The organism is Citrobacter sp. Cf136 (genome assembly GCF_030333815.1).
GTDB classification, from domain to species: domain Bacteria; phylum Pseudomonadota; class Gammaproteobacteria; order Enterobacterales; family Enterobacteriaceae; genus Citrobacter; species Citrobacter freundii.
This window is the reverse complement of the sequence record NZ_JAOWFE010000037.1, coordinates 679,388-702,283: the sequence shown is the minus strand read 5'-3', so window position 1 is coordinate 702,283 and position 22,896 is coordinate 679,388. Positions and strand designations below refer to the sequence as shown.

General features: G+C 51.6%; 21 protein-coding genes. 14 read left to right on the top strand and 7 right to left on the bottom strand.

What is annotated here, in order from left to right; genetic code table 11:
- Positions 1 to 152: 152 nt before the first annotated feature.
- Positions 153 to 941 (bottom strand): aminoglycoside adenylyltransferase family protein, encoded by a 789-nt coding sequence (locus tag OGV98_RS17120; protein ID WP_202580655.1) that lies wholly within the window; start codon positions 939 to 941, stop codon positions 153 to 155.
- Between the two features lie 175 nt (positions 942 to 1,116).
- Here OGV98_RS17120 and moeA point away from each other — a divergent pair, with 175 nt between their 5' ends.
- Together moeA and moeB are read left to right on the top strand one after the other, a co-directional pair.
- The gene (moeA, locus tag OGV98_RS17115) at positions 1,117 to 2,352 is read left to right on the top strand and encodes a molybdopterin molybdotransferase MoeA (RefSeq protein ID WP_202580656.1); all 1,236 of its coding nucleotides are present in this window, start codon (positions 1,117 to 1,119) and stop codon (positions 2,350 to 2,352) included.
- Complete coding sequence (gene moeB / locus OGV98_RS17110) at positions 2,352 to 3,101, top strand: molybdopterin-synthase adenylyltransferase MoeB (RefSeq protein ID WP_049016251.1); 750 nt, start codon at positions 2,352 to 2,354, stop codon at positions 3,099 to 3,101. The genes moeA and moeB overlap by 1 nt, the downstream gene beginning before the upstream one ends.
- Before the next feature lie 48 nt (positions 3,102 to 3,149).
- On the opposite strand, the gene OGV98_RS17105 is transcribed toward moeB, so the two are convergent.
- Positions 3,150 to 4,079 carry an Rpn family recombination-promoting nuclease/putative transposase gene (locus OGV98_RS17105; protein ID WP_202580657.1) on the bottom strand — a complete coding sequence of 310 codons (930 nt, stop codon included), beginning with the start codon at positions 4,077 to 4,079 and terminating at the stop codon, positions 3,150 to 3,152.
- A gap of 179 nt (positions 4,080 to 4,258) precedes the next feature.
- Positions 4,259 to 4,921, bottom strand: a complete 663-nt coding sequence (fsa, locus tag OGV98_RS17100; RefSeq protein WP_003836983.1) for a fructose-6-phosphate aldolase — start codon at positions 4,919 to 4,921, stop codon at positions 4,259 to 4,261.
- Between the two features lie 132 nt (positions 4,922 to 5,053).
- Here fsa and OGV98_RS17095 point away from each other — a divergent pair, with 132 nt between their 5' ends.
- From OGV98_RS17095 to OGV98_RS17080, 4 genes are all read left to right on the top strand, one after another.
- Entirely contained in the window at positions 5,054 to 5,953 is a 900-nt protein-coding gene (locus OGV98_RS17095; RefSeq protein WP_003845444.1) for a glycyl-radical enzyme activating protein, read from the top strand.
- A 5-nt stretch (positions 5,954 to 5,958) separates the two neighbouring features.
- Positions 5,959 to 8,391 (top strand): glycyl radical protein, encoded by a 2,433-nt coding sequence (locus OGV98_RS17090; RefSeq protein ID WP_286551734.1) that lies wholly within the window; start codon positions 5,959 to 5,961, stop codon positions 8,389 to 8,391.
- Positions 8,392 to 8,558: 167 nt separating this feature from the next.
- Entirely contained in the window at positions 8,559 to 9,374 is an 816-nt protein-coding gene (locus tag OGV98_RS17085; protein ID WP_003836989.1) for a Cof-type HAD-IIB family hydrolase, read from the top strand.
- Between the two features lie 153 nt (positions 9,375 to 9,527).
- Positions 9,528 to 10,790, top strand: coding sequence for a DUF1479 domain-containing protein (locus OGV98_RS17080; RefSeq protein ID WP_048998119.1), 1,263 nt, complete (start codon positions 9,528 to 9,530; stop codon positions 10,788 to 10,790).
- 143 nt (positions 10,791 to 10,933) lie between these two features.
- Here OGV98_RS17080 and OGV98_RS17075 read toward each other — a convergent pair whose 3' ends face one another.
- Entirely contained in the window at positions 10,934 to 12,529 is a 1,596-nt protein-coding gene (locus OGV98_RS17075) for an ABC-F family ATPase (RefSeq protein ID WP_003035269.1), read from the bottom strand.
- A 232-nt stretch (positions 12,530 to 12,761) separates the two neighbouring features.
- Between OGV98_RS17075 and ldtB the strand changes: the two genes are divergently transcribed.
- Positions 12,762 to 13,682: a L,D-transpeptidase gene (ldtB, locus tag OGV98_RS17070; protein ID WP_003845438.1), complete on the top strand. Its 921-nt coding sequence runs from the start codon at positions 12,762 to 12,764 to the stop codon at positions 13,680 to 13,682.
- 94 nt (positions 13,683 to 13,776) lie between these two features.
- Here ldtB and OGV98_RS17065 read toward each other — a convergent pair whose 3' ends face one another.
- Together OGV98_RS17065 and mntR are read right to left on the bottom strand one after the other, a co-directional pair.
- Positions 13,777 to 14,886, bottom strand: coding sequence for an anion transporter (locus OGV98_RS17065; RefSeq protein ID WP_048241350.1), 1,110 nt, complete (start codon positions 14,884 to 14,886; stop codon positions 13,777 to 13,779).
- Positions 14,883 to 15,356, bottom strand: coding sequence for a manganese-binding transcriptional regulator MntR (gene mntR / locus OGV98_RS17060; RefSeq protein ID WP_003035264.1), 474 nt, complete (start codon positions 15,354 to 15,356; stop codon positions 14,883 to 14,885). Before mntR ends, OGV98_RS17065 begins: the two co-directional genes overlap by 4 nt.
- 186 nt (positions 15,357 to 15,542) lie before the next feature.
- On the opposite strand from mntR, the gene mntS reads away from it, so the two are divergent.
- Together mntS and OGV98_RS17050 are read left to right on the top strand one after the other, a co-directional pair.
- On the top strand, positions 15,543 to 15,671 hold the full coding sequence (gene mntS, locus OGV98_RS17055) for a manganase accumulation protein MntS (protein WP_003035262.1): 129 nt from the start codon (positions 15,543 to 15,545) through the stop codon (positions 15,669 to 15,671).
- 276 nt (positions 15,672 to 15,947) lie between these two features.
- A complete protein-coding gene (locus tag OGV98_RS17050) occupies positions 15,948 to 17,534 on the top strand; it encodes a phosphoethanolamine transferase (RefSeq protein WP_121571553.1) in 1,587 nt (528 codons plus the stop codon).
- A 64-nt stretch (positions 17,535 to 17,598) separates the two neighbouring features.
- Here OGV98_RS17050 and ompX read toward each other — a convergent pair whose 3' ends face one another.
- The gene (gene ompX / locus OGV98_RS17045) at positions 17,599 to 18,114 is read right to left on the bottom strand and encodes an outer membrane protein OmpX (RefSeq protein WP_003035257.1); all 516 of its coding nucleotides are present in this window, start codon (positions 18,112 to 18,114) and stop codon (positions 17,599 to 17,601) included.
- 353 nt (positions 18,115 to 18,467) lie between these two features.
- Between ompX and rhtA the strand changes: the two genes are divergently transcribed.
- The 5 genes from rhtA to glnQ all read left to right on the top strand — a co-directional run bounded on the left by rhtA (position 18,468) and on the right by glnQ (position 22,789).
- Positions 18,468 to 19,355, top strand: coding sequence for a threonine/homoserine exporter RhtA (rhtA, locus tag OGV98_RS17040; protein WP_003035255.1), 888 nt, complete (start codon positions 18,468 to 18,470; stop codon positions 19,353 to 19,355).
- Positions 19,356 to 19,657: 302 nt separating this feature from the next.
- Positions 19,658 to 20,161, top strand: coding sequence for a DNA starvation/stationary phase protection protein Dps (gene dps / locus OGV98_RS17035; RefSeq protein ID WP_003035253.1), 504 nt, complete (start codon positions 19,658 to 19,660; stop codon positions 20,159 to 20,161).
- A gap of 365 nt (positions 20,162 to 20,526) precedes the next feature.
- On the top strand, positions 20,527 to 21,273 hold the full coding sequence (gene glnH / locus OGV98_RS17030) for a glutamine ABC transporter substrate-binding protein GlnH (RefSeq protein ID WP_286551733.1): 747 nt from the start codon (positions 20,527 to 20,529) through the stop codon (positions 21,271 to 21,273).
- A 137-nt stretch (positions 21,274 to 21,410) separates the two neighbouring features.
- Entirely contained in the window at positions 21,411 to 22,070 is a 660-nt protein-coding gene (gene glnP / locus OGV98_RS17025) for a glutamine ABC transporter permease GlnP (protein ID WP_003035248.1), read from the top strand.
- Entirely contained in the window at positions 22,067 to 22,789 is a 723-nt protein-coding gene (glnQ, locus tag OGV98_RS17020) for a glutamine ABC transporter ATP-binding protein GlnQ (protein WP_003035246.1), read from the top strand. Before glnP ends, glnQ begins: the two co-directional genes overlap by 4 nt.
- Positions 22,790 to 22,896: the final 107 nt, after the last annotated feature.

Sequence of the window (22,896 nt, the reverse complement as noted above, 5' to 3'; positions counted from 1 at the left end):
TATCAGAATTTCTGTGACTTATTGATTCGATTTTTGAATATAGAAAGATGCAGACGTCATGTAAAGGTTAAGGCCCGTACCTCACCCCCCATCCCATCAGGTTATTTAGATGAGTTAATCAGAAAGGGGATCTTCCAACATCGTTGAATATATTATTCAAGCCGATCGGCAATCTGTTTTTTTGCATAAAACACAAAGCGTTCAACAGACGGCATAGACGCAGCCCTGTTCTTTTTGGTTAACCCCAGGTATTCCGCACGCGCGGCTTGCAGCGTGTCAGCATACTCAACGGGTAATTGCGGTATAAGCCAGGCGGCGGCTTCATCTTTAGCGACAATATTGCCCGTAACCAGGCTGTACCAAATACGCGCCAGAGTAAGGATGATATTTCGCTCGTCACCCTCTAAATCGCCCGTTTTCTGCCACATATCAAGAATATGCCGAAATGTTTGCACGACATCGCTAAAAGGAATGACGTTGAATAACGTCTCAGCGGCTTCACCGAACAACGCTACGCTGGCGCGCCTGGCCTGGGTCAGCAGGATGGAAAGATCAGGATCCACCTGTGTCGGTTCAACAATTCCCGCGCGAATATCGTCACGCAACCATTCGCCAAATTGCATTTCTCTTGACGGTGGGAATTGCCAGGGTACAAGTTGTGAATAGATCACGATGGTCACTTCCAGCGCCCGATATCTATCAACGCTACCAGGCGGGGCTGATATTTCCAGAAAACCCTGCATCAGATCTTTTCTTTGCCGGGTATTAAGTGGCTGCCTAATGGTAACCAGTAAATCGATATCGCTTTGGGGCTTTAAGCCACCTTCAACAGCAGAGCCATACAAATGAACAGCAACCAGGTCGCCCTCGATAATCCGCGCAATCAGTGCACTGGCGGCATTCACCTGTCGTCGAATTGAATCCGGGATAGTCGCAGACATTTAGCCTCCTGGAGAAAAAGCAGAAATCATGAGTCTATACTGCATTTTTCCTGTAGCGCTAATCTCTGGCAGAAAACCTGTATCAGATCTGATCCTAAGCCTGAGGTAGCATACTGTCCGCGTCCATTTTCTGACATAATGAGCGGATTCGATTTTGCCCCGCAGGAGTCTTCTCATGGAATTTACCGCCGGACTGATGCCGCTTGAAACGGCTCTTTCTCAGATGCTTTCGCGTATTACCCCACTCACCGCCGTCGAAACGCTGCCGCTGGTTCAATGCTTTGGCCGCATTCTGGCCACCGACGTCGTCTCCCCGATTGATGTGCCGGGATTCGATAACTCGGCAATGGATGGCTATGCGGTGCGATTAGCCGATTTACAATCAGACCAGCCTCTTGCGGTGGCTGGCAAAGCCTTTGCTGGACAGCCATTTCACGGCGGGTGGCCTGCGGGAACCTGCATCCGTATTATGACCGGAGCCCCGGTGCCTGCCGGTTGTGAAGCCGTGGTAATGCAGGAGCAAACGGAACAAACTGACGACGGTGTGCGTTTTACCTCCGACGTCCGCAGCGGACAAAATATTCGTCTGCGCGGTGAAGATATTGCAAACGGCGCGGTGGTATTCCCCACAGGAACTCGTCTGACAACCGCCGAGCTTCCCGTGCTGGCTTCGCTCGGTATTGCCGAGGTCCCCGTTGTGCGTAAAGTCCGCGTGGCATTGTTCTCCACCGGTGATGAGCTGCAATTGCCGGGTCAGCCGCTGGGCGACGGGCAGATTTATGACACAAACCGTCTGACCGTTCACCTGATGCTGCAGCAGTTGGGCTGCGAGGTGATCAACTTAGGGATTATTCGCGACAATCCCAACGCGCTGCGGGCCGCATTTATCGAAGCCGACAGCCAGGCCGACGTTGTCATCAGCTCTGGTGGCGTTTCGGTAGGCGAAGCGGATTACACCAAAACCATTCTGGAAGAGCTGGGAGAAATTGCCTTCTGGAAGCTGGCTATCAAACCCGGTAAACCGTTCGCCTTTGGCAAACTGAGCAACAGCTGGTTTTGCGGCCTGCCGGGTAACCCGGTGTCTGCTGCCCTCACCTTTTATCAACTGGTACAACCGCTGCTGGCGAAACTCAGCGGCAACACCGCCTGTGGGTTGCCTCCGCGCCAGCGCGTGCGCACCGCTTCACGCCTGAAGAAAACGCCAGGGCGTCTGGATTTTCAGCGTGGTGTATTGCAGCGTACCGCGGAAGGCGAACTGGAAGTCACTACCACCGGGCACCAAGGCTCGCATATTTTTAGCTCCTTTAGCCAGGGCAATTGCTTTATTGTGCTGGAGCGCGATCGCGGTAACGTTGAGGTCGGAGAATGGGTTGAAGTTGAGCCATTTAACGCACTGTTTGGAGGTCTGTAATGGCAGAACTCAGCGACCAGGAGATGATGCGCTATAACCGGCAAATCATTCTGCGCGGCTTCGATTTCGAAGGTCAGGAAGCGCTCAAAGATGCGCGGGTACTGGTCGTTGGTCTGGGGGGACTGGGATGTGCTGCAACCCAGTACCTTGCTGGTGCTGGCGTCGGGCATTTAACCCTGCTCGACTTTGACACGGTCTCCGTGTCGAACCTCCAACGCCAGACGCTGCACAGCGATGCAACCGTAGGGCAACCAAAAGTGATATCCGCTCGTGACGCGCTAACGCGGATTAACCCTTATATCGCCATTACGCCGGTGAATGCGCTGCTGGACGATAGCGAGATTCACGCGCTTATTGCCGAACACGATTTGGTGCTGGACTGTACGGATAACGTCAGCATCCGCAATCAGCTGAATGCCGGATGCTTTGCCGCCAGAGTTCCGCTGGTTTCCGGTGCAGCAATTCGCATGGAAGGGCAAATTACCGTCTTTACGTATCAGGAAGGCGAGCCCTGCTACCGTTGCCTGAGCCGTTTGTTCGGTGAAAACGCCCTGACCTGCGTAGAAGCCGGAGTGATGGCCCCGCTGATCGGCGTGATCGGCTCGTTACAGGCGATGGAAGCCATTAAGCTGCTGGCAAACTACGGTAAACCGGCATCCGGAAAAATCGTCATGTACGATGCCATGACCTGCCAGTTTCGCGAAATGAAGCTGATGCGTAATCCGGGGTGCGAGGTCTGCGGGCAATAAACGAAAGCCCCGGCGGCGTTTGTTATCCGGGGCTGAATTAATATACGTTCAATACGTCAGTGATTTAACGTCATCTTCAGAAAGCCCAGTAATCCTCACGATGACCGCCCGTGGGAGACCATCGTCCAGCATTGAGTGAGCAATGCGTAACGCTTCCTCGCGGCGGCCTTCAACCAAGCCTTTTTGCATTCCTTCCCGCATCCCCTTTCGCTGTCCTGCCCTACGTATTTTTTCCACAATATTCATTGTACTCTCCTTGTGTTCGGGTACCCGCTGCGCCAGCTTGCGCATAAATCGTCCAAAGCGCGGTTTGTGACCGTGCTGGATTAGCAGGTAATTAAACAGCGCTTTTAGCTGGCTGTCATTAGCGCTTCCGGTAACCAACAGCGCGGCCAGCTTGTCCACCAACCCCATCAAATCTCGCTGACGAATATGCTTTTGAATCAGTTCCAGAAGAGCAATGCGTCGGTGCTGCATAATTTCTTCATCTGGAACAACGGTAATATCTACCAGCGGAAAAGCTGACAGGTAGAGCTGACGTGCAAGTGTTGGATTATAAAACTCATCCAGCCAGCATAGAGAGAAGGGATAAGGTGTATCGATTCCGTGATAAAACAGCATCGGCACAACTAAAGGTAACGTATTATGCCCGGCGTCGAGGTGACTTTGCATTGCCGCTATCGCATAACGCATCAGGCGAAATGCCATATGAACATCCGGGCGGCTTTGATGTTCGATTACGACATAAATATAGCCGTGCCCTTCACTGGTTTTCATCGACCAAAGTACATCGGAATAATATGCACGTAAGTTATCCTCGATAAAACTGGTCGGTTGCAGCTTTAATGTCGAAAAATCGCACAGCGTTCGTAGCGTGGAGGGAAGATGGATTTCAATGAAATCGCGCGCCGTTTCCGGGTATTTTAAAAACGTTTTAAATAGCGCATCGTGCGGCGTGGATGTGGGTGATTTTTTCATGGCGGTCCGTCACCTGATTAACATGATGACACGACTGTACCTGCCATGATGACGGGTCGCATGCCGACTTTGTCGGTTTTACGAGGGGGATTCACAGATAAAAGCGTACAACTGCAACACATTCATTTTGACGGAATCATGTACGCAATAATGCCGGGACTACATCCCGGCACTCTCGTTTAAATAGATGTGCGACCGAATGCGCTCTGCCAGTCGTGCTCAAACTTCGCGACGGCAGCATCAACTGCCGGAGAGCTAATCATCTGCTGAGCAACGTCCAGCGGTAGCGTGATGGACTCGCAGCCTGCCAGCAGGCAATCCAGCGCCTGACGCGGCGTTTTAAAACTGGCTGCCAGTACTTTGGCGTGCGGGGCATGCATTTTCAGTAACGTCTGCAGGTCGGTCACCGTCTGAATGCCATCCCCTCCTTGCGCATCCACGCGGTTAACGTATGGCGCAACATATTCCGCACCTGCCAGTGCAGCCAATAACCCTTGAGCTGCACCGTATACCGCAGTACCCAACGTCGGGATCCCTTCTTCTTTCAGCAATTTTATAGCCGCCAGACCTTCTGCTGTTACCGGCACTTTGACCACGATATCAGCAATGATTGCCCGCAGCTTACGCGCATCGCTAACCATCCCTTCGGCGGTGGTCGCCATCACCTGAGCAAACAGACGGCCTTGTCCTCCCATCGCTTCCTGCAGTTGCGGCAGTAGTACTTCCAGCGTCTGGTTCCCCGCCGCCACAATGCTCGGGTTAGTGGTCACCCCTGCCAGCGGGAAAATGCGCGCCAGAGCTTTTACCGCATCAACATCAGACGTATCTAAATAGAGTTCCATAACCTTTCCTCAAACGAATTATTGGCATGAATAAAAGGTAGCACGGCGAAACCTCACAGTTAGTTGACGCACGTCAATATAACTTTCATTCGAAAGTAATTTAATCTTTATATGAAAGAAAAGAGGTCGCTTATGATTTTCAATATCCAGCGCTATTCCACGCATGATGGTCCCGGGATCCGTACTGTGGTGTTCCTTAAGGGATGCTCCCTGGGCTGTCGGTGGTGCCAGAATCCGGAAAGTCGCGCCCGTACGCAGGATCTGCTCTATGACGCACGCCTGTGCCTTGATGGTTGCGATCTTTGTACTCAGGCAGCACCCGCAGTAATTGAGCGGGCACTAAGCGGGTTGCTGATTCATCGCGAAAAACTGACCGATGACGATCTGACGGCGCTGACCCACTGCTGTCCAACGCAGGCGCTAACCGTCTGTGGAGAGATAAAAAGCGTGGACGAAATCATGGCGACCGTATTGCGTGATAAACCGTTTTACGATCGCAGCGGAGGGGGCCTCACCCTGTCCGGTGGTGAACCGTTTATGCAGCCAGAGCTGGCGGCTTCTTTGCTCAAAGCCAGCCACGACGCCGGCATTCATACCGCAGTGGAAACCTGCCTGCATGTCCCGTGGAAATATATTGAACCATCATTATCTGACGTCGATCTGTTTCTGGCCGATCTAAAACACGTGGCGGATGCGCCGTTTAAACAGTGGACCGATGGCAGCGCCTCTCGTGTGCTGGAAAATCTAAAAAAACTGGCCGCAGCTGGTAAAAAAATGATTATCCGCGTACCGCTGATTCAGGGATTCAACGCTGACGAAGCCGCCATCCAGGCTATTACCGATTTTGCTGCCGACGAGCTTCACGTCGGGGAGATTCATTTTTTGCCCTACCACACCCTTGGTATCAACAAATACCACTTACTCAGTCAACCCTACAACGCACCGGATAAACCGCTTGATGCGCCTGCACTGCTCGAATTTGCCCAGCAGTATGCCAGCCTTAAAGGTTTAACCGCGACCCTACGAGGATAATCGCCATGACCACTCTGAAACTGGACACACTCAGCGATCGTATCAAAGCGCATAAAACAGCCCTGATCCACATCGTGAAACCGCCGGTTTGTACCGAGCGCGCCCAGCACTATACCGAGATGTATCAGCAACACCTGGATAAGCCGCTCCCGGTACGCCGCGCGCTGGCGCTGGCCCATCATCTGGCGGAACGCACCATCTGGATCAAGCATGACGAACTGATTATCGGTAACCAGGCAAGCGAAGTGCGCGCCGCGCCGATCTTCCCGGAATACACCGTCTCCTGGATTGAAAAAGAGATCGACGACCTCGCCGACAGACCGGGTGCCGGCTTTGCGGTAAGCGAAGAGAATAAACGCGTATTACATGAGGTGTGTCCGTGGTGGCGTGGTCAGACCGTGCAGGATCGCTGCTACGGGATGTTCACTGACGAGCAGAAAGGGCTGCTGGAAACCGGCATTATCAAAGCCGAAGGTAATATGACCTCCGGCGACGCACACCTGGCGGTGAACTTCCCGCTACTACTGGAAAAAGGTCTCGACGGCCTGCGCCACAAGGTCGATGAACGTCGCTCCCGCATCAATCTGACGTGTCTGGACGATCTCCACGGCGATCAGTTCCTGAAAGCGATTGATATCGTGCTGGAGGCCGTCAGCCTGCACATTGAGCGCTTTGTCGCGCTGGCGCGTAAAATGGCGTCCACAGAAACGCGCACCAGCCGTCGTGATGAACTGCTGACCATGGCGGAAAACTGTGATGTGATTGCCCATGAGCCACCAAAAACATTCTGGCAGGCGTTGCAGTTGTGCTATTTCATCCAGTTGATTCTGCAAATTGAATCTAACGGTCACTCAGTATCGTTTGGCCGTATGGATCAGTACCTCTACCCGTTCTACCGTCGCGACGTAGAACTGAATCAGAGCCTCGATCGTGAGCACGCCATTGAGCTGTTGCACAGCTGCTGGCTGAAACTGCTGGAAGTGAACAAAATCCGTTCCGGCTCCCATTCGAAAGCCTCAGCGGGCAGCCCGCTCTATCAGAACGTAACCATAGGTGGCCAGAACCTGGTCAGCGGTCAGGCGATGGATGCCGTCAACCCGCTCTCCTACGCCATTCTGGAATCATGTGGCCGCCTGCGTTCTACTCAGCCGAACCTGAGCGTGCGTTATCACGCGGGGATGAGTAATGACTTCCTTGATGCCTGCGTGCAGGTGATCCGCTGCGGCTTCGGGATGCCAGCCTTTAACAACGATGAAATCGTCATTCCGGAATTCATTAAGCTGGGCATTGAACCGCAAGACGCCTATGACTATGCAGCGATTGGTTGCATCGAAACCGCCGTTGGCGGCAAATGGGGCTACCGCTGCACCGGCATGAGCTTTATTAACTTTGCCCGCGTGATGCTGGCGGCGCTGGAAGGCGGACGCGATGCCACCAGCGGCAAAGTCTTCCTGCCGCAGGAAAAAGCGCTCTCAGCTGGCAACTTCAACAATTTCGATGAAGTGATGGATGCCTGGGATACACAGATTCGCTACTACACGCGTAAATCCATTGAAATCGAGTATGTCGTTGACACCATGCTGGAAGAGAACGTACACGATATTCTGTGCTCCGCGCTGGTAGACGACTGTATCGAACGCGCGAAAAGCATTAAGCAAGGCGGCGCGAAGTATGACTGGGTATCAGGTTTGCAGGTGGGTATCGCCAACCTCGGCAACAGCCTGGCAGCAGTGAAGAAACTGGTCTTTGAACAGGGCGCTATCGGTCAACAACAACTGGCCGCCGCGCTGGCCGATGATTTTGACGGTCTGACCCATGAGCAGTTACGCCAACGACTAATCAACGGCGCACCGAAATATGGCAACGATGACGATAGCGTTGATACGCTGCTGGCCCGCGCTTATCAGACTTATATCGATGAACTGAAACAGTATCATAATCCGCGTTACGGGCGTGGTCCGGTTGGCGGCAATTACTACGCCGGGACCTCGTCTATTTCTGCAAACGTGCCGTTTGGCGCAGCAACAATGGCAACGCCGGATGGCCGTAAAGCACACACTCCACTGGCAGAAGGCGCAAGCCCGGCTTCCGGTACGGACCATCTCGGCCCAACTGCGGTAATTGGCTCGGTGGGTAAACTGCCGACCGGTTCGATTCTCGGTGGTGTGCTATTAAATCAGAAGCTGAACCCGGCCACGCTGGAAAATGAGTCTGACAAACAAAAGCTGATGATTCTGCTGCGTACCTTCTTTGAAGAGCACAAAGGTTGGCATATTCAGTACAACATCGTTTCTCGTGAAACGCTGCTGGAAGCCAAAAAACACCCGGATCAGTACCGTGACCTGGTGGTGCGTGTAGCAGGTTATTCCGCCTTCTTCACCGCTCTCTCACCGGATGCGCAGGACGATATCATCGCGCGCACTGAACATATGCTGTAACCCTCCCGCCCGGTGGCGCTGCGCTTACCGGGCTTACATACTCCCCCTTTAGCCGGGTAAGGCGAAGTTGCCACCTGGCGTTTTACTTTCATTCGAAATTAAATTTGTGCTTTAGCTCACATTGTTATTAAAATGTTTCTGGTCGCAGTTATGAGCCAGGAGCATATATGACCATCAAAGTTATCGTCACAGACATGGACGGAACTTTTCTCGACGACGCCAAGCAATACGATCGTGCACGCTTTATGGCGCAGTATCAGGAACTGAAGAAACGAGATATTGAATTTGTCGTGGCAAGCGGCAACCAGTATTACCAGTTGATCTCCTTTTTCCCGCAGCTCAAAGATGAGATCTCTTTTGTCGCCGAGAACGGGGCGCTGGTGTTTGAACATGGCAAACAGCTGTTTCACGGCGAACTTACGCGCCACGAATCACGCATTGTCATTGGCGAACTGCTCAAAGATAAGCAGCTCAACTTTGTGGCCTGTGGACTGCAAAGCGCCTACGTGAGCGAAAATGCCCCAGAGTCCTTTGTCGGTTTGATGTCAAAACACTACCACCGCCTGAAACCCGTCAAGGATTATCAGGATATCGACGATGTGCTGTTCAAGTTCTCGCTGAATTTACCAGACCAACAGATCCCATTAGTTATCGATCACCTTCATTCTGCTCTCGACGGCATTATGAAGCCCGTCACCAGCGGCTTTGGGTTTATCGACCTGATCATTCCAGGCTTACATAAAGCCAACGGAATCAGCCGTCTGCTAAAACGCTGGAACCTGTCACCGCAAAACGTGGTCGCCATTGGCGACAGTGGCAATGACGCGGAAATGCTGAAGATGGCGCACTACTCTTTCGCCATGGCCAATGCGGCAGAGAGCATCAAAGCGATTGCCCGCTATCAGACCGATGACAATAACCATCAAGGCGCGCTGAACGTAATTCAGGCAGTGCTGGATAACACTTCACCTTTTAACGTCTGATCCTGCCAACCGGGGTATCCCTCATCCCGGTTTTCACTCTTTTTCTATTTTGCTCACACCAGCAGGTTTTTAAACTTGCATTAACCAATTTTTAACTTATATTATCACTTGCAATCAGATTTAGTTTCGAATGAAAGTTAATGCGAGGTGGTTATGGCTTTTACTTTTACCAGCGACACGTTGCCCGCCGATCACAAAGCGGCAATCCGTCAGATGAAACAGCAACTGCGGGCACAGCTTGGGGATGTTCAGTTGATCTTCAATCAGCTGAGCGATGCCATTGCCACCCGCGTGGCGGAAATCAACGCTCTCAAAGCGCAAGGTTCCCCGGTATGGCCTGTGTTGTCCTATGCGGATATCAAAGCGGGTCGCGTGAGTGCAGAGCAGCGTGAAGAAATTAAGCGTCGCGGATGCGCAGTCATTAAAGGGCATTTCCCCCGCGAACAGGCGCTGGCATGGGATCAGTCGATGCTCGATTACCTGGATCGCAACCATTTTGATGACGTCTACAAAGGGCCGGGCGATAACTTCTTCGGCACCCTGAGCGCATCGCGACCTGAAATCTACCCCATTTACTGGTCCCCGGCGCAGATGCAGGCCCGCCAAAGTGAAGAAATGGCCAATGCCCAGTCGTTCCTCAATCGTCTTTGGACATTTTCAAGCGAAGGTAAACAATGGTTTAACCCGGATGTCAGCGTTATCTACCCTGACCGTATACGCCGCCGTCCGCCGGGAACCACCTCCAAAGGGCTGGGAGCGCATACGGATTCCGGCGCGCTGGAACGCTGGCTGCTGCCTGCGTATCAGCAGGTATTTGCTCATGTTTTCAATGGCAAGCTGGCAGATTACGATCCATGGCAGGCTGCGCATCGCACCGAAGTAGAAGAGTACACGGTGGATAACACCACCAAATGTTCAGTGTTCCGTACCTTCCAGGGCTGGACTGCGTTGTCCGATATGCTGCCAGGTCAGGGATTGTTGCACGTGGTTCCGATTCCTGAAGCGATGGCGTATGTGCTGTTACGCCCATTGCTTGACGATGTGCCGGAAGATGAGCTTTGCGGCGTAGCGCCCGGCAGAGTCCTGCCGATTTCTGCGCAATGGCATCCGTTGCTGATTGAAGCGTTAACCAGCATTCCACAACTGGACGCCGGAGACTCCGTGTGGTGGCATTGCGATGTGATTCACTCCGTCGCGCCTGTAGAAAATCAGCAGGGCTGGGGTAACGTTATGTATATCCCTGCCGCCCCGATGTGCGAAAAAAATCTGGCCTACGCCCACAAAGTGAAAGCTGCGCTGGAAAAAGGCGCATCGCCGGGTGATTTCCCGAGAGAGGATTATGAAACTAACTGGGAAGGACGCTTCACGCTGGAGGATTTGAATATCCACGGTAAACGCGCGCTGGGGATTATTTAATATGTAGCTTACACAATTTTCCCTAGGTATTTCGCGTTACAGGAAGGCGACCAGCCTGTAAATCCCCGGGAGCTTACATAAGTAAGTGACCGGGGTGAACAGGTGCAGCCAACACACCTGTAACACGAAAGACGACGGGTGAATTAACCGTCAATACCTTTACTACGCAGGTAATCTTCGTAGTTGCCGGTGAAGTCGATCACGCGTTCCGGCGTAATCTCAATCACGCGGGTCGCCAGGGAACTGACGAACTCACGGTCGTGAGAAACAAAGATCAACGTGCCCTGATACATTTCCAGCGCCATGTTCAGCGACTCGATAGATTCCATATCCAGGTGGTTGGTCGGTTCATCCATGACCAGGATATTCGGTTTCTGCATCATCAGCTTACCAAACAGCATGCGTCCTTTTTCACCACCGGAGAGCACTTTTGCAGGTTTCTTGATATCGTCCTGGCTGAAAAGCAGACGGCCAAGGAAGCTGCGCACAACCTGCTCATCATCGCCCTCTTGTTTCCACTGGCTCATCCATTCGAAGACGGTCAGATCGTTTTCAAACTCGTATTCATGATCCTGCGCGTAGTAACCCACCTGGGCGTTTTCAGACCACTTAACGGTACCGTTGTCCGGCTGCAAATCGCCAACCAACGTTTTCAGCATGGTGGATTTACCCACGCCGTTGGCACCAATGATGGCAACCTTCTCCCCTACTTCCAGCAGCAGGTTGAAGTTTTTAAACAGCGGACCTTCATCAAAACCTTTCGCCAGCGCTTCCACTTCCAGCGCGTTACGGAACAGTTTCTTATCCTGTTCGAAGCGGATGAACGGGTTCTGACGGCTGGACGCTTTCACTTCGTCGAGCTTGATCTTATCAATCTGACGCGCACGAGAGGTCGCCTGTCGAGATTTAGAAGCGTTGGCGCTAAAGCGGCTGACGAAGGATTGCAGATCGGCAATCTGTGCTTTCTTCTTGGCGTTATCGGCCAGCAGACGTTCACGCGCCTGCGTTGCCGCCGTCATGTATTCGTCGTAGTTACCCGGATAAACACGCAGTTCGCCATAGTCCAGATCCGCCATGTGCGTACAGACCATGTTCAGGAAGTGACGGTCGTGCGAAATGATGATCATGGTGCTGTCACGCTCGTTCAGCGTCTGCTCCAGCCAGCGAATGGTGTCGATATCCAGGTTGTTCGTTGGTTCGTCGAGCAGCAGAATGTCCGGGTTAGAGAACAGCGCCTGCGCCAGAAGCACACGCAGCTTCCAGCCGGGCGCGACTTCGCTCATCGGGCCGTAATGCTGTTCTACCGGAATACCTACGCCCAGCAGCAGTTCACCCGCACGCGCTTCCGCAGAGTAGCCGTCCATTTCGCCATACTGAACTTCGAGATCAGCAACTTTATAGCCGTCTTCTTCGCTCATCTCAGCCAGGGCGTAAATGCGATCGCGCTCCTGCTTCACTTCCCACAGTTCAGCGTGACCCATGATCACGGTGTCAAGCACGGTGAATTCTTCAAAGGCGAATTGATCCTGACGCAGCTTACCGATGCGCTCGTTAGGATCGAGGGAAACGTTACCCAGCGTCGGTTCGAGGTCGCCGCCGAGAATTTTCATAAAAGTGGATTTACCGCTACCGTTCGCGCCAATCAGGCCGTAACGGTTGCCGCCGCCAAATTTGACGGAAATATTTTCAAACAGCGGCTTACTGCCGAACTGCATGGTGACGTTGCTGGAAACTAACACTGGCGTATCCTGAAAGAGAAAGAAATATGTGACAAACCGCTTATTATGCCATAAGTCTGCAAGAAGATCGCGTCTTCATGCGGAAGGGATAAAGTGAAACCAAAAGGAAAAAAATGTGATTTAGTACACATCCGAATTCCTTGTTGCTCAGATTGCACATATAATGCGTGCCCAACACTACATAAATCTCAACCCACTAGCCTGCCTGGCACTGAATCTCGCATACATGAATATGAATATGAAATTAACAACGCTTTTCGCGGCGGCACTCGCAATAGTTGGTTTTTGTAATACCGCTTCAGCCGTCACGTACCCGCTGCCGACCGATGGTAGCCGTTTGATTGGCCAAAACCAGGTCATTACTATTCCTGAAGGCAACACCCAACCGCTGGAGTATTTTGCGGCAGAGTATCAGATGGGTCTGTCTAACATGCTGGAAGCCAACCCGGGCGTGGATACCTTCCTGCCGAAAGGCGGCACCGTGCTGAACATTCCTCAGCAGTTAATCCTGCCGGATACCGTGCATGAAGGTATTGTTATCAACAGCGCTGAAATGCGTCTGTACTACTACCCGAAAGGCACCAACACCGTCATTGTTCTGCCGATCGGTATCGGCCAGTTGGGCAAAGACACGCCAATCAACTGGACCACCAAAGTAGAACGTAAAAAAGCAGGCCCAACCTGGACGCCAACGGCGAAAATGCATGCGGAATACCGCGCTGCAGGCGAGCCGCTGCCAGCCGTTGTTCCGGCTGGTCCGGATAACCCGATGGGACTGTACGCGCTGTATATCGGTCGACTGTATGCTATCCACGGTACCAATGCTAACTTCGGCGTCGGCTTACGTGTCAGCCACGGTTGCGTACGTCTGCGTAACGACGACATCAAATTCTTGTTTGAAAATGTGCCGGTCGGCACCCGTGTACAGTTTATTGATGAGCCGGTAAAAGCCACTACCGAACCAGACGGTAGCCGTTACATCGAAGTACATAACCCGCTGTCTACGACTGAAGCACAGTTCGAAGGCGGGGAAATTGTACCGATTACCCTGACCAAGAGCATTACCAGCATCACCGGTCAGCCTGACGTCGATCAGGCCGTCGTTGAGCAGGCAGTACAGAACCGTTCTGGTATGCCGGTTCGCCTGAACTAATCAGCTATACATGCCCGATGGCGCTACGCTTATCGGGCCTACCAACACTGTAGGCCGGATTAGGCGCCAGCCGCCATCCGGCACACCACATCAATTACATCATCAGCAACAAACCATAACCCACCAGCGCCGCCCATATCAGCATCGGTACCGAATACCAATGAAAACGCCACCAGATCCGGCGGTCGTTTGCCATCCGTAACGCAATGAGATTCGCCAGCGATCCTGGCAACAGCCCAAAGCCGCCCACATTGACCGCCCAGGCCAGAAGCAGCGTTGGCGGGACGTAGTTCAGCAGCAAAATCGTACTGGGCACATTACTGATAAACTGAGACAGGCCAATGGCGGTCAGCCAAAGTCCCGGCGCTGAAAGCGCGCCAATCTGGTGGGTTATCCCCTGCAGGGCCGGAAGCTGCGTCAGCAAGTGCACATCAATGAACATCGCCATAAACACCAACAGCAGCGTCCAGTCTACGCTGAGGATCACGCGGCGAGCCAGCACCATGAACCCTGCCGCCACAATCGCCAGACCCCACAGCTCTTGTTTTAACTCCAGTGCTGCAAGGAAGATGATATACAACACCAGACAGCCCCACACCAGACGCGGTTGCCAGTCAGGTGCGCGCGTACCGGTATGATAATGCAACGCTTTATTCGGGAAACTGAACCAGCACAGCACCACCAGCGTCAGCATCATGGCCCCCGCAAGCGGCGCCATTTGCCAGGTAAACGCGGTAAACGATAAGCCTGAGCGTCCCCACATCAGAATATTTTGTGGATTGCCTATTGGCGTGAGCAACGATCCGGCGTTAACCGCCAGCGCCTCAAAGATAATCAGGCGATTCACCGGAATAGCGCACAATTTTTTCAGGGTGATGGTCAGCGGAACAACAATAAACAGCGCAACATCGTTGGTCAGAAACGTCGACAACAACGCCGCCGCCAGCACCATAAATATCGCCAGCTGGCGCTCTGTTTTGAAACGGCGGGTCATCTTGCGCCCTAACACATCGAAGTAACCACTTAGCTCCACGCCTTTGGTCAGTAACATCAGGCCACTGAGTGTGATAATTGTGTGCCAGTCAATCGCTCCCGGCCACGACCGGGGTGTAAATGGCGTGAACAGGCTCAGTACAACCCCAACGATGATTAACAGCTGGAAAAAACGATCGCGCTGTAAGGCGCGTAATAAAGGAAAACTCATTCAGAGCCTGTTCCTTGCTGTTGCGTAAACCGGCTAAAAGCCTCCAGCGTTTCCTTACTGACGTGATGTTCCATCCCCTCCGCGTCGCGACGGGCAATTTCCGGACTGATACCTAACATCAACAGGAAATTCTCCACAATCTGATGACGCTCCCGACTTTCCTGAGCCAGTCGTTCACCTTCTGCGGTTAAAAACACGCCTCGCCAGGGGATCATTTCAATCAATCCGACTGAAGCAAGACGCTTTAGCATTTTAGCAACCGTCGGCTGGGAAACCCCAAGCCGTGCGGCCATATCCACCTGGCGCGCTTCACCTACCTCAATAATGAGATCGGAAATCAGCTCTACGTAGTCATCAATCAGCTCACGGCGATGCGCCTCCCGAACCTGACGAAACCCTTCAACGTGTTCTTCGACATTCACCAATTGCGTCACTTTTTTTGTTGTTGGCGTACCTGCGCGACGACTCATTCTGCTTCCTCGTTACTGTGACGCGTTAACGGCATCTGATTAGAGAGCACTCATTGTAAACCAGAGTTGCGCGGGCACAAAAAATTAACGTTTTAGCAATAGCTATATAATATAGCCTGTGCTATATCTGTATATAATAAAGACATCCCTCAAGGATTGATGGGATCATGAAGTCAGGAGGTTTACATGAATGAATTTAAGAGGTGTATACGCGTGTTTAGCCACTCTCCCTTTAAAGTACGGTTGATGCTGATCTCTATGCTGTGTGACATGATTAACAGCAAACCAGAGAAGGATAAACCTTCAGAAAAATAATGCGGCGTCGCGGTACGCCGCTTCATTTTCCTGCCGTCATCCGGGTACGGTGGTGGTTTTCATCTCAATAACCCTTCTTTTTGTCAGTTTTGCCACGTTCCTCGCAAAACAATTTCTTTGTAGTAGTTGACCTTCTCTTGCGCACACTCTATCTTTTCGCAGCCCTGCATATATTGCGGCTCGCGGATGCGGACCCTATCCCTCTTCTCGCTCTCTCAGGCAGGCAATGACCCTTAGCGCCAGGGTAAGCACATGGCGTTTTTGTAACAGTGGCATATGAATTTAACCCTCAAAGATTCAATCATTGCTCGCAGCCGGGCGATTAGTCCGTGGACTGGCCTCTATTTCTTACAGTCTCTGCTGATCAATCTTGCGCTGGGCTATCCGCTTAGCCTGCTCTATAGCGTTGCTTTCACCTGTATATTAATGCTGATGTGGCGCAGCGCGCCGCGCGCGCAGAAAGTGCTGATTGGCCTTTGCTCGCTGATTGCGGCAATGTACTTTCCGTTCGGCCAGGCTTACGGCTCACCGAACTTCAATACCTTGCTGGCGCTGCACTCAACCAATATGGAAGAGTCCACCGAAATCCTGACCATCTTCCCCTGGTACAGTTATCTGGTTGGGGTGTTTATTTTCGCCCTCGGCGTTATCGCCGTACGTCGTAAAAAAGATGAACAAAAGCGTGGCTGGAACAAGTTCGACAGCGTTTGTTTGCTGTTCAGCATTGTCGCATTCTTTGTTACCCCGGTACAAAACCTGGCCTGGGGCGGCGTGTTCAAGCTGAAAGACACTGGCTATCCGGTATTCCGCTTTGCCAAGGACGTGATCGTCAATAACAACGAAGTGCTCGACGAACAAGAGCGTATGGCGAAGCTGTCGAGCGTGAAAGACAGTTGGACCGTAACCGCCGTGAAGCCGAAGTATCACACCTACGTCGTGGTGATCGGCGAAAGCGCCCGCCGCGATGCGTTAGGCGCGTTTGGCGGCCACTGGGATAACACCCCGTTTGCAAGCTCTGTTAACGGCTACATCTTTGCGGATTACATTGCTGCCAGCGGTTCAACGCAAAAGTCACTCGGCCTGACGCTGAATCGGGTGGTCGACAATAAGCCCCAGTTCCAGGATAACTTTGTCACTCTGGCCAACCGCGCGGGTTTCCAGACATGGTGGTTTTCCAATCAGGGACAAATTGGTGAATACGACACGGCCATCGCCAGCATTGCAAAACGCGCTGATGAAGTTCAGTTCCTCAAGAACGGTGACTTCGAAGCGGATAAAAATACCCGTGACGAAGCGCTGTTGAAGATGACCGCTCAGGTGCTGGCAACCGAGCGCACTCAGCCGCAGCTTATTGTACTGCATTTAATGGGCTCACATCCGCAGGCCTGCGACCGTACGCAGGGTAAGTACGAGGCTTTCGTCCAGTCAAAAGAGACGTCTTGCTACCTGTACACCATGACGCAAACGGATGACCTACTGCGCCAGCTATACGATCAGCTACGTAATAGCGGTACCAGCTTCTCGATGGTCTATTTCTCCGATCATGGCCTCGCGTTTAAAGAACGGGGAAAAGAGGTGCAGTACCTGGCGCATGACGATCAGTTCCAGCAGAATTTCCAGGTACCTTTCATGGTGCTTTCGAGTGATGATAAAGCGCATCGGGTGATTAAGGCCCGTCGATCCGCCAATGATTTCCTCAGCTTTTTCTCGCAGTGGACAGGGATCAGCGCAAAAGAAATCACCAACAGCTACCGCTTTATCTCAGAGAAAAAAGCCGGGCCGGTGTACATCACCAACTTTAAGCTGCAGAAGGTGGACTACAACCACCTTGGTACCGACATCTTCGAAACCAAATCTCGTTAACAGCTCATATTGCAGGCAAAAAAAATCCGCCCCGAGAGGCGGATTTTTCATATCACCGAAGTGATTAGAAGCGGTAACCCACGCCAGCGATCCAGGTGCCAACGTCAACGCTACGAATACGGCTCTGCTCGTAGGAGAAGTCCAGAGCAACGTTTTCGATCGGGTTGAACTGCAGACCAGCACCGTAAGAGAAACCGTAGTCGCTGGTGGTGTGATTGTCAGCCGGGGATGCTGCGTTCTGGAATTTACCGTAACCAACACCCACTACACCGTAGATGCTTGCCCAGTCGTTCAGACGGTAAGCCGGACCAGCAGTGATGCCGTAGTACTGGGTTTTGTTGTAGTCGCCAGAAGCATCGGTACGATCTTTTTCAGTGTAAGTGAAGGAACCGATAACACCCAGCGGGTTGTTGTCCTGCTCGTAGCGATACTTCAGGTTGAAACCGTTCATTTTGTTCGCTGCGCCCTGAGCATCGCTCTGAGCGTAACCACCGGTAACGGTAGAAGTAGCAGCTACAGCAGTACCTGCGGAGAAAGCCAGAACAGCGGCCAGTGCTGAAAGACATGCAATTTTTTTCATAACCACCTCAAATGTGCTTCAAGTAAATCTTAAGTTTTAAATATACCAAAAATTGATGGGAAACTCTTTGCGATTAGCGATGTCTAACGGGTTCTTTCATGTAACAGAACATTTCAGAAATCCGCTATCTCTTTCAATTAACATCACTTTTCTAACGTAAAATGCCATTATTGCGCGCACAATATGGCACATTCATCCAGACTATTCCTAATCACACAGATTATTAATCCATCATTTTCATGCCATTGTACGGAACTGAGCAATTTTTTTTTCAACGAATACTCAACCACATGTGTGTATTTCCATTACACTCGCTGTTTTACTTCTATTGACATAATTTGACAGGAGAAAGGATGCCGGGGTCGTCACGTAAAGCGCCAGTCTGGTTGCCTATTTTGGTTTTGCTAATTGCTATGTCCTCCATTCAAAGCGGAGCATCTCTGGCGAAATCGCTGTTCCCGCTCGTCGGCGCGCCGGGCGTCACCGCGTTGCGCCTTGCGTTGGGCACCCTCATCCTTATCGCCTTCTTTAAACCCTGGCGTTTGCGATTCGCCAAAGAACAGCGCCTGCCCCTTCTGTTTTATGGCCTGTCTCTGGGCGGGATGAACTATCTCTTCTATCTGTCAATCCAGACCGTGCCACTGGGAATTGCCGTGGCGCTGGAATTTACCGGCCCGCTGGCGGTAGCGCTGTTTTCATCCCGGCGCCCGGTGGATTTCATTTGGGTTGCACTGGCTGTACTCGGACTGTGGTTCCTGCTGCCATTAGGTCAGGACGTTTCTCACGTCGATTTAACCGGCGCTGCGCTAGCGCTGGGGGCTGGTGCCTGCTGGGCTATCTATATTCTTACCGGGCAGCGGGCCGGGGCGGAACACGGTCCGGCAACCGTCGCAGTAGGATCATTAATTGCAGCACTGGTATTTGTGCCAATCGGCGCGATCCAGGCTGGTGATGCCTTGTGGCATTGGTCCATTCTGCCGTTAGGCCTGGCCATTGCAGTCCTCTCTACTGCACTTCCCTATTCACTGGAGATGATTGCGTTGACGCGCCTGCCGACGCGTACTTTCGGTACATTGATGAGTATGGAACCTGCCCTGGCAGCGGTTTCCGGAATGATCTTCCTCGGTGAAACGCTGACGCTTATCCAGACACTCGCTCTGGGTGCCATTATCGTCGCATCAATGGGCTCTACGCTCACTATTCGTAAAGAGCCACAAATAAAACAAGTCGACGTGAATTAACCACGTAATATTCTGCATGGTTTGCATAATCATGCAGAATATCCAATTGTAAATCTGCGTGATAATAATTCTAAAAAATATAATTTTCTCATCCGCATATTTCATTTAATCTCAAAATTAACATAAAAATAACACCACGCAAGAAACACAACAATCAATGCATTGATTTTACTAGGTATTTTATATTTATCCTTTCTTCGCTATTAAAGTAATAGGCAACACCGGAAAAAAAAATCCAAATTTAGCGCTATACTTAATTCCGTTGAAGAGTTGGGACATAAATATCAAGAGGATATGAAAATATGAGTACCGCGAAACTGGTAAAAACAAAAGCATCCGCTCTCCTTTATACCCGCAACGATGTGTCTGATAGCGAAAAGAAAGCGACCGTAGAACTGCTGAATCAGCAAGTAATCCAGTTCATTGACCTGTCATTGATCACCAAACAGGCTCACTGGAACATGCGCGGCGCAAACTTCATTGCGGTACATGAAATGCTGGATGGCTTCCGTACAGCCCTGACCGATCACCTCGACACGATGGCTGAACGCGCCGTACAGTTGGGCGGAGTGGCACTGGGCACAACTCAGGTTATTAATAGCAAAACGCCTCTGAAAAGTTACCCGCTGGATATCCATAGCGTACAGGACCACTTAAAAGAACTGGCTGAACGTTATGCCGTAGTTGCAAACAGCGTACGTAAGGCTATTAGCGAAGCAAAAGACGAAGATACCGCAGATATCTTTACCGCAGCTTCTCGCGACCTCGATAAATTCCTGTGGTTTATCGAAGCCAACATTGAGTAACAGCAGACATAAGAATTACCTATATAACCCTCGCTCCGGCGGGGGTTTTGCACATCTATGGTGCATAACATTGATCGTTCGTCACTCCAAAGTAAATTATTTGTAATAATCACCTCACACAATCGTTAACGAAAGATTGTTTTATCAACAATTTTTACGCTAAATAGTCATACCGTTTGCACCATGGCTGGTTCGCACCAAATGAGTGCCCCAAAACAGTGCAAATTACTCGCTTTGCCCTACTTATTGTGCAGAGAAACGAGATACCCTCTTGTTAAAACAATGAGTTGCAAAATTGGCACGATTCTTTCATTAAGCCATATGTTCTCGCAGGGGATCGCCCCGTGGATATAAAAGGAAATCCTATGAAGTCTGTATTAAAAGTTTCACTGGCTGCACTTACCCTGGCTTTTGCGGTGTCTTCCCATGCCGCAGACAAGAAACTGGTTGTCGCAACCGACACCGCGTTTGTACCGTTTGAATTCAAACAGGGTGACAAATACGTTGGTTTTGATGTGGATCTGTGGGCTGCCGTCGCCAAAGAATTGAAACTGGATTATGAACTGAAACCAATGGATTTCAGCGGCATCATCCCGGCTCTGCAAACCAAAAACGTCGACCTGGCGCTGGCGGGTATCACCATCACAGATGAGCGTAAAAAAGCGATCGACTTCTCCGATGGCTACTACAAAAGCGGTCTATTAGTGATGGTGAAAGCAAATAACAACGACGTCAAAAGCGTAAAAGATCTGGATGGTAAAGTCGTTGCAGTTAAGAGCGGCACCGGTTCCGTTGATTACGCGAAAGCGAATATCAAAACCAAGGACCTGCGTCAGTTCCCGAACATCGATAACGCCTATATGGAACTGGGCACCAACCGCGCAGACGCCGTGCTGCACGACACACCAAACATTCTTTACTTCATCAAAACAGCTAGCAATGGTCAGTTCAAAGCTGTAGGCGAATCACTGGAAGCCCAGCAGTACGGCATCGCCTTCCCGAAAGGCAGCGACGACCTGCGTGAGAAAGTGAACGGCGCGCTGAAAACGCTGAAAGAGAACGGTACTTACAACGAAATCTACAAAAAATGGTTCGGTACTGAACCTAAATAATAACCGGTAGCGTTGCCCGGTGGCGTGATGCTTACCGGGCCTACGCCTGGATTTTTGAGACCTGTAAGCCGGATAAGCCCAGCACATCCGGCAAAACGGGCATTTGAATATTTACACCACGGTAACAGGAACGACATATGCAGTTTGACTGGAGTGCCATCTGGCCCGCCATCCCGCTTTTGATTGAAGGCGCCAAAATGACCCTGTGGATCTCGGTCCTCGGTCTGGCTGGCGGTCTGATAATCGGACTTGCAGCAGGGTTTGCGCGCACTTTCGGCGGTTGGATCGCCAACCACGTAGCGCTGGTGTTTATCGAAGTCATTCGCGGTACGCCAATCGTTGTGCAAGTAATGTTTATTTACTTCGCTCTACCAATGGCATTTAACGATTTACGCATTGACCCCTTTAGCGCCGCCGTTGTCACCATCATGATCAACTCCGGTGCCTATATTGCGGAAATCACCCGCGGTGCGGTGCTCTCAATCCATAAAGGATTCAGCGAAGCCGGACTTGCCCTTGGACTTTCACGCACAGAGACTATTCGCCACGTTATTTTGCCTCTCGCGCTGCGTCGTATGCTGCCGCCGCTGGGCAACCAGTGGATCATCAGCATTAAAGATACCTCGCTGTTTATTGTCATTGGCGTCGCTGAACTGACCCGTCAGGGCCAGGAAATCATTGCCGGTAACTTCCGCGCACTGGAAATCTGGAGCGCCGTTGCGGTGTTCTATCTGATCATAACGCTGGTGCTGAGCTTCATTCTGCGTCGTCTGGAAAGAAGGATGAAAATCCTGTGATTGAATTTAAAAACGTTTCTAAGCACTTTGGTCCAACCCAGGTGCTGCACAATATTGACCTGAACATTCAACAGGGTGAAGTAGTGGTGATTATCGGGCCGTCAGGATCCGGTAAATCTACCTTGCTACGCTGCATTAACAAACTGGAAGAGATAACCTCTGGCGATCTGATCGTCGACGGTCTGAAAGTGAACGATCCGAAGGTAGACGAGCGGTTAATCCGCCAGGAAGCCGGGATGGTATTTCAGCAGTTCTATCTGTTCCCGCATCTGACGGCGCTGGAAAACGTCATGTTCGGGCCGCAGCGCGTACGCGGGGCGAATAAAGAACAGGCCGAGAAACTGGCGAAAGAACTGCTGGCGAAAGTGGGTCTGGCCGAGCGCGCCCATCACTACCCTTCTGAGCTGTCCGGCGGTCAACAACAGCGTGTGGCTATTGCCCGTGCGCTGGCGGTGAAACCGAAAATGATGCTGTTTGATGAGCCAACCTCTGCGCTGGACCCGGAACTGCGTCATGAGGTTCTGAAAGTTATGCAGGATCTGGCGGAAGAAGGGATGACCATGGTGATTGTGACCCACGAAATCGGTTTTGCCGAAAAAGTGGCTTCACGCCTGATTTTCATTGATAAGGGAAGAATTGCCGAAGACGGTAATCCGCAGGCCCTGATTGAAAATCCGCCCAGCCAACGCTTACAGGAATTCTTGCAGCACGTTTCCTGATCGTTCTGCCTCCCTTCGCCCGAAGGGAGGTTTTTCACCAGAATCCTCTCATTTCAATTCTCTCCCGCCCTGACATCTATACTTATCCTTTTGTATTTATTTTCTCA

Coding starts and splice junctions, on each gene's coding strand:
- OGV98_RS17050 (WP_121571553.1), top strand. CDS start 15,948: ATGAATTTAACCCTCAAAGATTCAATCATTGCTCGCAGCCGGGCGATT.
- OGV98_RS17095 (WP_003845444.1), top strand. CDS start 5,054: ATGATTTTCAATATCCAGCGCTATTCCACGCATGATGGTCCCGGGATC.
- OGV98_RS17080 (WP_048998119.1), top strand. CDS start 9,528: ATGGCTTTTACTTTTACCAGCGACACGTTGCCCGCCGATCACAAAGCG.
- OGV98_RS17120 (WP_202580655.1), bottom strand. CDS start 941: ATGTCTGCGACTATCCCGGATTCAATTCGACGACAGGTGAATGCCGCC.
- OGV98_RS17090 (WP_286551734.1), top strand. CDS start 5,959: ATGACCACTCTGAAACTGGACACACTCAGCGATCGTATCAAAGCGCAT.
- mntS (WP_003035262.1), top strand. CDS start 15,543: ATGAATGAATTTAAGAGGTGTATACGCGTGTTTAGCCACTCTCCCTTT.
- fsa (WP_003836983.1), bottom strand. CDS start 4,921: ATGGAACTCTATTTAGATACGTCTGATGTTGATGCGGTAAAAGCTCTG.
- OGV98_RS17065 (WP_048241350.1), bottom strand. CDS start 14,886: ATGAGTTTTCCTTTATTACGCGCCTTACAGCGCGATCGTTTTTTCCAG.
- glnP (WP_003035248.1), top strand. CDS start 21,411: ATGCAGTTTGACTGGAGTGCCATCTGGCCCGCCATCCCGCTTTTGATT.
- moeB (WP_049016251.1), top strand. CDS start 2,352: ATGGCAGAACTCAGCGACCAGGAGATGATGCGCTATAACCGGCAAATC.
- moeA (WP_202580656.1), top strand. CDS start 1,117: ATGGAATTTACCGCCGGACTGATGCCGCTTGAAACGGCTCTTTCTCAG.
- ompX (WP_003035257.1), bottom strand. CDS start 18,114: ATGAAAAAAATTGCATGTCTTTCAGCACTGGCCGCTGTTCTGGCTTTC.
- OGV98_RS17085 (WP_003836989.1), top strand. CDS start 8,559: ATGACCATCAAAGTTATCGTCACAGACATGGACGGAACTTTTCTCGAC.
- glnH (WP_286551733.1), top strand. CDS start 20,527: ATGAAGTCTGTATTAAAAGTTTCACTGGCTGCACTTACCCTGGCTTTT.
- OGV98_RS17105 (WP_202580657.1), bottom strand. CDS start 4,079: ATGAAAAAATCACCCACATCCACGCCGCACGATGCGCTATTTAAAACG.
- mntR (WP_003035264.1), bottom strand. CDS start 15,356: ATGAGTCGTCGCGCAGGTACGCCAACAACAAAAAAAGTGACGCAATTG.
- rhtA (WP_003035255.1), top strand. CDS start 18,468: ATGCCGGGGTCGTCACGTAAAGCGCCAGTCTGGTTGCCTATTTTGGTT.
- ldtB (WP_003845438.1), top strand. CDS start 12,762: ATGAATATGAAATTAACAACGCTTTTCGCGGCGGCACTCGCAATAGTT.
- dps (WP_003035253.1), top strand. CDS start 19,658: ATGAGTACCGCGAAACTGGTAAAAACAAAAGCATCCGCTCTCCTTTAT.